This is a genomic window from Streptomyces luteolus, from assembly GCF_029968015.1.
In the GTDB taxonomy this organism is placed as follows: Bacteria; Actinomycetota; Actinomycetes; order Streptomycetales; family Streptomycetaceae; genus Streptomyces; species Streptomyces luteolus.
In genome coordinates this window covers 184,081-194,043 of record NZ_JASCIS010000014.1, presented here as the reverse complement: position 1 = coordinate 194,043, position 9,963 = coordinate 184,081, and the positions used below count along the sequence as shown (strand labels likewise).

General features: G+C 69.8%; 5 protein-coding genes and 1 riboswitch. Of the genes, 1 reads left to right on the top strand and 4 read right to left on the bottom strand.

The features are described 5' to 3' along the window. Nucleotides 1–75: 75 nt before the first annotated feature. The 4 genes from metE to QIT00_RS16450 form a co-directional block, all read right to left on the bottom strand. A complete protein-coding gene (metE, locus tag QIT00_RS16465) occupies nucleotides 76–2,445 on the bottom strand; it encodes a 5-methyltetrahydropteroyltriglutamate--homocysteine S-methyltransferase (protein ID WP_282536019.1) in 2,370 nt (789 codons plus the stop codon). 163 nt (nucleotides 2,446–2,608) lie between these two features. Continuing rightward, nucleotides 2,609–2,836, bottom strand: a riboswitch (cobalamin riboswitch). A 60-nt stretch (nucleotides 2,837–2,896) separates the two neighbouring features. Further along, complete coding sequence (locus tag QIT00_RS16460; protein WP_282536018.1) at nucleotides 2,897–5,053, bottom strand: UvrD-helicase domain-containing protein; 2,157 nt, start codon at nucleotides 5,051–5,053, stop codon at nucleotides 2,897–2,899. Nucleotides 5,054–5,076: 23 nt separating this feature from the next. Next, nucleotides 5,077–6,378: an McrC family protein gene (locus tag QIT00_RS16455; protein WP_282536017.1), complete on the bottom strand. Its 1,302-nt coding sequence runs from the start codon at nucleotides 6,376–6,378 to the stop codon at nucleotides 5,077–5,079. Then, nucleotides 6,375–8,147 carry a DUF4357 domain-containing protein gene (locus QIT00_RS16450; RefSeq protein ID WP_282536016.1) on the bottom strand — a complete coding sequence of 591 codons (1,773 nt, stop codon included), beginning with the start codon at nucleotides 8,145–8,147 and terminating at the stop codon, nucleotides 6,375–6,377. The genes QIT00_RS16455 and QIT00_RS16450 overlap by 4 nt, the downstream gene beginning before the upstream one ends. Nucleotides 8,148–8,795: 648 nt before the next feature. On the opposite strand from QIT00_RS16450, the gene QIT00_RS16445 reads away from it, so the two are divergent. Then, nucleotides 8,796–9,926 (top strand): sigma-70 family RNA polymerase sigma factor, encoded by a 1,131-nt coding sequence (locus tag QIT00_RS16445; protein WP_282536015.1) that lies wholly within the window; start codon nucleotides 8,796–8,798, stop codon nucleotides 9,924–9,926. Nucleotides 9,927–9,963: the final 37 nt, after the last annotated feature.

The window sequence follows — 9,963 nt, the reverse complement described above, 5'->3', positions numbered from 1 at the left end:
GCCCCGGGGGGCGGGGGGGGGGGGGGCGGGGCGGGGGGGCCCCCCCCCCGCCCCCCCGCCCCCCCCCGCCCCGCGTCAGGACGCGGACGACCCGAGCTCGCCGCGTACCGTGCGCGCGGCCGCGACGAGGTTCTCCAGGGACGCGCGCGTCTCGGGCCAGCCGCGGGTCTTCAGACCGCAGTCCGGGTTGACCCACAGGCGCTCGGCCGGGATGGCCTCAAGTCCCTTGCGCAGCAGGGCCGCCGCCTCCTCGGAGCTCGGTACGCGCGGCGAGTGGATGTCGTACACACCGGGTCCGGCCTCGCGCGGGTAGCCGTGGGCGGCGAGCTCGCGGGCCACCTGCATGTGGGAGCGGGCCGCCTCCAGGCTGATGACGTCCGCGTCGAGGTCGTCGATGGCCTGGACGATGTCCCCGAACTCCGCGTAGCACATGTGCGTGTGGATCTGCGTGTCCGGCCGTACGCCGCTGGTGCTGAGGCGGAACGCCTCCGTCGCCCAGGCCAGGTACTCGGGGTGGTCGGCGGCGCGCAGCGGAAGCGTCTCGCGCAGCGCGGGCTCGTCCACCTGGATCACCGAAGTGCCGTTCGCCTCAAGGCCGTCGACCTCGTCGCGCAGGGCGAGCGCCACCTGCCGCGCGGTGTCGGCGAGGGGCTGGTCGTCACGCACGAAGGACCAGGCGAGCATCGTGACAGGACCGGTCAGCATGCCCTTGACGGGACGGTCCGACAGCGACTGGGCGTACGACGTCCAGCGCACCGTCATCGGCTCAGGGCGGGAGATGTCCCCGGCCAGGACCGGCGGCCGGACATAGCGCGTGCCGTACGACTGCACCCAGCCGTGCCGCGTGGCGAGGTAGCCGGAGAGCTGCTCGGCGAAGTACTGGACCATGTCGTTCCGCTCGGCCTCGCCGTGCACGAGGACGTCGATGCCGGTCTTCTCCTGGAAGGAGACGACCTCGCGGATCTCGGACCTGATGCGCTCCTCGTACCCGGCGGTGTCGATCCGCCCGGCCCGCAGGTCCGCGCGTGCCGTGCGCAGTTCGCCGGTCTGCGGGAACGAGCCGATGGTGGTGGTCGGCAGCTGCGGCAGGCCGAGGTGGGCGCGCTGCGCCACGGCCCGCTCGGGGTACGGCTGTGAGCGGCGCGCGTCGCCCTCGGTGACGGCGGCAGCGCGGGCGCGGACCGCCGGGTCGTGGGTCAGCGCCGAATGAGTACGCGACGCCAAGTCGGCCCGGTTGGCGGCGAGTTCGGCGGCGATGGCGCCCGTGCCGAGGGCGAGACCCTTGGCGAGCGTGACGATCTCGCCGGTCTTCTCCTTGGCGAAGGCCAGCCAGCGCAGCACCTGCGGGTCGATGTCCCGCTCCAGGCCGGCGTCGAGCGGCACGTGAAGCAGCGAGCAGGAGGCGGCCACGTCGACCCGGTCGGCGAGGCCGAGCAGGGTGCCGAGGGTCGCGAGGGACTTCTCCAGGTCGTTGATCCAGATGTTGCGCCCGTTGACGACGCCCGCGACCAGGCGCTTCCCGGGCAGCCCGCCGACCGCCGCGAGCCCGTCGAGGTTCAGGGCCCCGGCCCCGGTGAAGTCCAGGGCGAGCCCCTCGACGGGCGCCTTGGCCAGCACCGGCAACGCCTCGCCGAGCCGGTCGAAGTACGAGGCGACCAGGAGCTGCGGCCGGTCGGTGAGAGCGCCCAGGTCGCGGTAGGCGCGCTCGGCGGCGTTCAGCTCGGCCGGGGTGCGGTCCTGCACGAGCGCGGGCTCGTCCAGCTGCACCCACTCGGCGCCCGCCGCGCGCAGGTCGGCCAGGACCTCCGCGTACACCGGCAGGAGCCGGTCGAGCAGCGTGAGCGGGTCGAAGCCGGCGGCGACGCCGGGGGCGGGCTTGGAGAGGAGCAGGTAGGTGACCGGGCCGACCAGGACCGGGCGGGCGGTGAGGCCCAGCGCGAGGGCCTCCTTGAGCTCGGCGACCTGCTTGGTGGCGTCCGCCGTGAAGACGGTGCCGGGGCCCAACTCCGGTACGAGATAGTGGTAGTTGGTGTCGAACCACTTCGTCATCTCCAGCGGCGCCACGTCCTGGGTGCCGCGCGCCATCGCGAAGTAGCCGTCCAGGGCGTCGGCGTCCACGGCGGCGCGGTGCCGCTCGGGGATCGCGCCGACCATGACGCTGGTGTCGAGGACGTGGTCGTAGAACGAGAAGTCGCCGGTGGGGACTTCGGTGAGGCCGGCCGATGCCAGCTCCTGCCAGTTCGAGCGGCGCAGTTCGGCGGAGGTCGCACGCAGCGTGCCGGCGTCGACGCGGCCCTTCCAGTAGCCCTCGACGGCCTTCTTCAGCTCCCGGTTCCGGCCCTGCCGGGGGTAGCCGTACACGGTGGCCCGTGCTGTCGCGGCCGCGGTCCTGCTTGTCTCGGTCCTGCTTGCCTCGGTGCTGCTTGTCTCGTTCCCGCTGGTCACGGAGATCTCCTTCGCGAGATGAATCCCTGAGATCCCGGTGCCGGGACGAGAGCGCGAAGGGGTGACGGACCGGGCGCCGCACACGCGCCCCGAGGCACGGCCGTCCGCCTGGTATGGTCGCCGACCCGCCCTCGAGGTCACCGGGATGTCCGCGCACGCGTCGTACGCACACGGGCAGTTGGCAGGTCTTCGGACTCGCGGGCGCGCCTCGCACCTGTCGTACGAGACTCCTACTGGCCGTCGCTTCCCAGGACCACTTCCTCGGACCCAGTGCTTGTGACGGCGGTCGTTCCCACTCACCGCTGCGGGGCAGTCCCGGATTCCCACCGGGTTCCCTCTTACGACGCCTCCCGCCTGGCGGACGGGGCGAACCAGCTGCGTGGGTCAGCCTACGGGGCGGGTGGGCCGGTCGGGGGGTGAGGTCCGGATCGCGGACGTATCGGGGAGGGCGTCATCGACTTCCTGCCTGCTCTATGTGCGCGACGAACGGACTGGGTTCGCCACTCCATGACACTCGCAGCGCCTCGCGCGCCCGGGTGCAGGCCACGAAGAGCAGGCAGCGCTCGCGGAGCAGATCTGCCTCGTGCTGAAGGGGGTCGACTTCGGCCGGCGTGATCTCGCGTGCGAAGGGGAGGGCGCCTGCTGTGGTGCCGAGGACGGCGACAGCCCGAAATTCAAGGCCCTTCATGGCGTGCATCGTGGACAGCCGCACGCCTGGTTCCGACGCCCGGGCCTGGCCCCTGACCCGCAGCACCGGAATCCCGCTCGACTTGAGCTGCTTCTCCGCTTTGTCGAGCAGCAGATTGAAACGGGCGCAGACACCGATCTCGGAGGCGGACAGACCGCCGTCCACCCAGCTGCGGACCTGTTCCACCAATGCCGCCACCTCGTCCTGCTGGCTTGAATACCCCTGCGCCTCTGGCCGGCCGCCACGCAGCAGCGAACGGTACCCGGCGAGAGTGTCGTGGCCGTCACCGTCCAGGGCATCGACCGTCACTGGAGCCAGCAACTTCGAGGCCCAGGTCAGGATCTCTTCCGTGGAGCGGTAGTTGACCCGCAGGCGGAAGCTGCGGCCCGCGGTGGCGACACCGAGGGAGGTGAGGCTGACCCGGGAGTCGTAGATGCGCTGATGCGGGTCGCCTGTGAGGAAGATGTCGTCGGGGCCGGGAGCGACCACAGCTCGCAGCACGCGCCACTGGGCCGGATGCAGATCCTGTGCCTCGTCCACCACCACGTGCTGATGGGTGGGGCCGTGTTCGGCAAGGAGGTCGGCGGCGCGAGCGCAGATGCCCAGATGTGTGATCTCGCCGCCCTTACGCAATGACTGCTCGAAGAGTTCGACGGCGTCCCAGAGCAGATTGCGGCGGGCCGGTCCCAGCGCGGTGCCGCGCCCCCGCCGTGGGGCGGAGAGGTAGGACACGCGGTCTCGCAGGTTCTGGCCCAGGATCACGTGTCGGTACTCCTGGGCCAGGAACTGTTCCGTGAACGGCAGGTTCAGCCGGCGAACCACGTTCGTCCACAGATGACGCTGCTCGCGGTCGCCGACCGGTTGGGGCGCCCGTGCATCGTGGGCACGGACGACACCAGTCGCGTGGGCGTCGACGGTCGTGATGTCGACGCGTCGGAGCAGCTTCTCGTCGCCGTCGAGCAGCAGGTCCAAGCTGTCGCGCAGTCCGGCCGCGAGGGCGTTGGTGTAGGTGGTGAGGAGGACGCGGGAGCTCTCGTCGCGGCTGAGGAGGTGCTTGACCCGGTGCAGGGCTGCCACCGTCTTGCCCGTACCGGGGCCTCCGGTGACCTGGACCGGGCCGCCGTAGGAGGTGCGGTAGGCGACGCGTCGTTGCGAGGGGTGCAGGAAGACTCGCCAGGCCGCGAAGGGCTGGTCCAGCGCTTCCTGAAGCTCGTCGGGGCCGGCGATCAGACGGATGCGGGCCGGAGTGTTGGCAACCGCCGTGGCCAGGTTGTCCACGTGTTCGGCAGGCGCGTCTGCCGGGCGTCGGTGGGCGACGACGTCCCGGTACACGTCCTCCGGACTGAACTCCTCAGCCAGGTATTGCAGTACTTCGAGCTGGTCCTCGGGGAGCAGTGTGGCGAAGGCCTCCAGTTGAGCCTTGTCAACGATGGAGCGCACGGCGCGCAGCACCTGGTTGTCGACGCCGAGCTCGCGCAGGGCACCGTCCGAGATCTTGGCGAACAGTAGCTGGGGTGCGCTGCGGGCGGCCTGCTCGTAGAGCGGGGTGAGCTGGTCGATGGCGACGGCGTTGCGAACTTCGAGGCCGCGGGTGGCGGAGTTGGTGGAGTAAAGGCGCTTGGCAGCCCAGCCGTACGCATCGTCATGGGGGAGTACGTTGACGAGAAGGAAGATGTCGCTCTCGTCACCGGGGCCAGGGGCAAGCACTACGCCGCGCCAGAAGTCGTTGATGCGGATGGTCCGCATGCGCTGGTCCCGGGCGTTCTCGACCGACTCCAGGTGGAGCCCCTTGTCCGCGTGGAGTTCAGCGACGGTCAGCTGCTGGAACTTGGCCATGGCCTTCTTGACGCCCGCTCGGACGGGCTTCTCGACCTTTTCGTAGCCGTCCCAGAAGCTCTGGGCCAAGGCGAGCTGAGGCAAGGTCTTCCTCCTTGGGTGCTGGGTCAGTTGGGTCGGGTTGTGTGCTGCGGGAAGCCGTGGCTTGCAGTGAGTGTGGCGGCGAGCTGCCGGAACGTGGTGAGTAGTTCGGCGGGTTCGCGGTCCAGGTCGAGGACGTGCCGGTACAGCTGCACACCGGGCAGTCCGGCCGGTGTCGCGACTTCGTGTGCGGTCCTCGTGGTGTCTCCGGCTGCGTAGACGAGGTGCCCCTTGGCGAGGCCGAGCACAGTGCAGTAGGCGAGCATCTGGTACAAGTCCGCATTCGGGTAACCGCCTTGCGCCTTCTGCGTCTTGTACTTCGCGTCGACGACTGCGACGGGGCGTGTGCCGTCGGCGGACCGGACGGTGAGGTCGGGGCGCATGCGGACCAGCTGGGCCGTGTCCAGGTGCAGGGGGTCCTGCAACCGGGCGGTGAAGCCGAGTTCGCGTACCGCCTCCAGCAGTGCGCAGGTCACGAAGTCCTCGAAGAGCACGTTCATGTCCAGCAGGAAGCCGGTGAGCGGTACGTCGCCCGGGTGGTGTTCGGGAGAGGTGCCCCGCAGAACCGCTTCCGCAAGGCGCAGCGCGGGCTGGTAGCGCGCGTTGAGCCGGCTCGGCGTCCACCTCGGCAGGGCCTGTCCTCGGACCAGCGGCGACGCGTCCGCGAGCCGGAGTCGCTGGTGCGCGAGGCGGCGGCGCACGTGACTGGGGATGCCGGGTACGCGCAGCAGGGACTCGACGGCGCCGCGCAGGATTCGGTTCTCGGCCGTGTCCGTGGAGTAGTCGTCGTACGCGATCTCGACGGGCGGTGTGCGGCCGAAGTGGCGCCGGATCTGCTCGGCTTCACGGATGCGGCCGCGGACCACGAGCGCCGACTCCTCGACGCTCCGGTATCCCTGGAGTACGCCTTGACGCAGGGCCAGGTCGATCTGCCGCTCGACCGCATGGGCGAGCGCGGGGACGACGTCGTCATGGGTGCCGGAGTCGATCGGCGGTCCGCCGTCGCGCCAGGCCCGTTCCGGGCTGAGGCTGAAGCCGAGGAGGAAGAAGAGGCGGCGCACTGGAGTCTTCGGCGTGATACGCAGGGTCAGGCCCGGCCCGGGGCGGCCCGGAACAGGTACACGAACCGTCCCCACGGTGCTGCCGGCTCGCAGTGTCCAGTGCCCCGGCCTGAACGGATCTGGGGCGGCGCTCTCCAGGACCCGGGCGGCGGCGATGGCCTTGCCGGTGGCGGTGTCCAGCGGCACCGAGGCGGCCGGGGCGTGTTCGCGCAGGCGGATCTCCTGTACCGGGGCGGCGGCGTCGGGCGACGTGGGCGCCTCGGTCACGACGGAGACTTCCGCAGCGTCGTCAGGCCGTACCGGCGCTCGATGTCCATGCCTTCTCCGTAGTGGTGCTCTTCGAGCAGAGGGAGGATCTTGGTGCGCCAGGTGCGGTCGAGGCCGCCCTCGCGGTGGACGGAGGGCTTCATCAGGTATGAGGGGCCGATGGCGAACTCTTCCCCTCCGATGCGTTCGTTGAGGGTGTCGAGAAGCCGGGCGGGCTCCTGGTCGTGGCCGTGCCGGTGGAGCCAGCGGGACAGCAGGCCACGGGTCGGCTCGGTACGCGGGGAGAGCTCGACGAATGCGAAGCGGCGGCGCATGGCGGTGTCGACGAGGGCGATCGACCGGTCGGCGGTGTTCATGGTGCCGATGATGAACAGGTTGGGCGGGAGCGTGAAGTCGTCGCCGGAGTACGTGAGTCGCACTGACCGCTTGCGGTACTCGAGGAGGAAGTACAGCTCACCGAAGACCTTCGCCAGGTTGGCCCGATTGATCTCGTCGATGATCAGGAAGTGCGGGATGTGCTGGTTCCCCTCGCGCTGGGCGAGGTCGGCGAGCTCCCGCAGAGGCCCGGCCTTGAGCCGGAACGCCACCTCGCCGCTGTCCGGGTCCGCCTCGGGGCGGAAGCCTTCGAAGAAGTCCTCGTAGGCGTAAGAGGGATGGAACTGAACGAGGGTGACCTGCTCGGGGCCGCCGCCGAAGTGCTCGGCGAGCTTCATCGCGAGGTAGGTCTTGCCCGTGCCGGGCGGACCGTAGAACACCAACTGCCGTTCGTCCCAGAGCAGTTCGCGCACGTCGTCCAGCCAGGCCGGATCATGGAGGAGCAGGTCGCCGGCGAGCGCGGCGGTGGTGGGCGGAAGGGTCAGCTCGCGAGGTGCCGTTTCGGTGGGCAGGTCCCCGATGTCGGCCACGGGAGGCGAGGGAGCGAGTTCGGTCAGCGTGTCGGCGACGTTCGTGAGGTCGATGACGTCGTGCTGAAGGGAGAGACGCTGCTGGAGGCCTTCGGGCAGTTCCTCGTAGGCGTGGCCCTTCTGCTGCCAGGTCACGGTGCGTCGCAGGTTGGACAGTGAGCCAGGGGATTCGTTCTGCACAGCCTCGCTGGTGATCTCGCCGATGTAGAGATTGCCGTCGGACAGAGTCGCAACGGTGTCTCCGATACGCATCTGCGTGACGAAGGCGTGCAGTTCATCGACCAGGCCGCGCTTCTGGTGGTATGAAGCGGTGCCTTCGTATCCGCCCTGGACGTAGCGACGCAGCGCGCTTTTCGTGGGATCGGGTTCTTCCAGCTGCGGGAGGTGAGCCCCTGAGAGGGAGACGAACCCTTCGGGAAGCCACAGGCGGCGGACGAGATCCCGCCCCGAGACGTTGGAGCCGCGCACGAGCCAGGACTTGTGCGGTGCGCGCCAGCTGGGCTTCAGGAAGTCGGCAAGCTGGTGGCCGTCCGCGTTGCGCCAGGAGGTCGGCCCGCTGGCGCTGTAGCCGAGGACGATGGAGGCCGCGGCCGATGATGAGTTGCAGTCGACATCGGTGGCGGTCTCCCACTGCCCGGGCCAGCGCGTGGAGTCGACGAGCGTGCCGTCCGCCCGCAGGGCGGCCCGCCGGCGGCGGGCGTACTCCGCAATGCCCTGCCACTCCTTGCCCGACACGGCCGAACCCCGGTTCAGCCGGAACTCGCGCGAGCCGTTGTTCCCGACGGTGTCCAGGACGCGGCCGGTGGCCGTTCCCGTTCCGTCAGGCAGCTGGAGACGGAACTCGGAGCTGTCGGTGAGCGGCATGAGGGTGCCTTCCGTCTGGCGTGTGGGCGACGAGTAAGAGGCAACCCTACATGTTGACAGTGTCAATGGGTCGACATGGTGGATATTCGGCCATGGCCGGATCGAGCCGACTCGATGGTCTGACGTTGCGGGCGGCTGTACGGCGAAACTTGCCGGCAGTCCCGGGTCTTGAGTGTTCAAAAGCGGCATGAGGCGAAAGCGGCTAGCCTGTTGACGATGTAAACAGGCTGGCTCTAGAGTCTCTGACGTCGCCACGGCCCTCAAGGGCTGTCGAGACACCTGGTACGGGAAGGGGGCGGCGTGGACGAGGAGCTTGGCGCTGGAGCGGCGCGGTCGGAGATCGTGACTCAACTCCCCGCTGTCATCAAGCGCTTGAAGCGCAACGCTGCGCGTGGAGGCGCCGTCAGCGAGGTCGCCTTCGCCGCGGAGGCGGACCGCTTGGGGCTCACGACCGACGGGCAGCGCCAGGGCTTGCGCCGTGGTCTCGCTGCCATGGGCATTCGTGTCCAGCTGCCGAGTCAGGGGGTGCCCGGGCAGGCGGCTTCCGGTCTTCGCTCCGCCGTTGCTGCCGACCTCCCCAGCGTCGCCGCGCAGCGACTCGCTGCTGCGCGGCGCATGCTCGCTCGTTACAAGGGTTCCGATGGAGCCGTGAGCAAGCTTGCCCATGCCGGCGTCGTGCGGCTGCATGGACTGGGGGATGCCGACGCGCGGCAGTTGAGCGCTGAGTTCCCGATCACCAAGCCGCTCCCGGCAGCACCCTCGAAGCGCATGGGGTCTGGACGTCCGGCCTCCCAGCCTTCCTCGCAGCGAGGCCGGGGCACGGGAAGGGGCGGGGCGGCCGCGTTCTCCGCCCTGGATCCGTCCCTCGCCCGTGCGGTCGACGCCGCGAGGGCGGTGCTTGAGGAGGACCGGTGGCGGGCCGAGTCCGGACGGTTCCTGCTCAAGGCCGAGGAGGAAGTCGGGCTCGCCGTTCTTCTCCGCGGCGCCACAGGGGACTTGAGCCGCGACGTCCCGGCGGATGAGCTGGCTGCCCTGGCGCGCGACAGCGAGCGGCGGCGGGCCTACGAGTGCCTCGTCCTGCACAACCGGCGCCTCGTGTGGAAGCTTGTCCAGGCCTACCAGGGGCATGGCCTCGATCTGGAAGACATGGAGCAGCACGGGATGCTCGGGCTGATGCGTGCGGCCCGCAAGTTCGATGCGACGAAGGGCTTCAAGTTCTCCACGTACGCCTCCAGTTGGATCAGGCAGAGCATCACGCGTGCCCTTGCCGACGAGGGCACGGTGATCCGGCTGCCTGTGCACATGCATGAGAAGGTGCAGAAGGTCGCGGTGATCGAACGTCGGCTCGCTGTCCAGGGGCGCGCGCGGACTGTCGAGAACGTGGCCTTCCTCGCTGATCTGACCTTCGAGGAGGTCGAGCTGGTGCGGAAGGTCAGCCGTACCACCGACTCGCTGGACCGGATCATCGGCGACGACCTGGCCCTCGGGGATCTGGTGATCGGCCCGAGCCGGCTGCCCGGACCGTATGCCGTGCTGGTCCGCAAAGAGTTCCAGGAGCGGCTCCGTGCAGTCCTGGAGACGTTCGGCGAGCGCGATCGCCACGTCCTCGTACGGCGGTTGGGTCTCGACGGTGACGAGCCGAGCAGACTCGAGGAGATCGGCCGGGTCTTCGGCGTCACGCGTGAGCGCATCCGGCAGGTCGAAGGGAAGGCGAAGATCGTCTTCCGGATCCGCCTTGAACAGGCCCGGCTCATTCCGCCGCCCAGCTCCACCACGTAACGCGGGTGCCGCTCAATCCCAGCGCCCCGCTCTCACC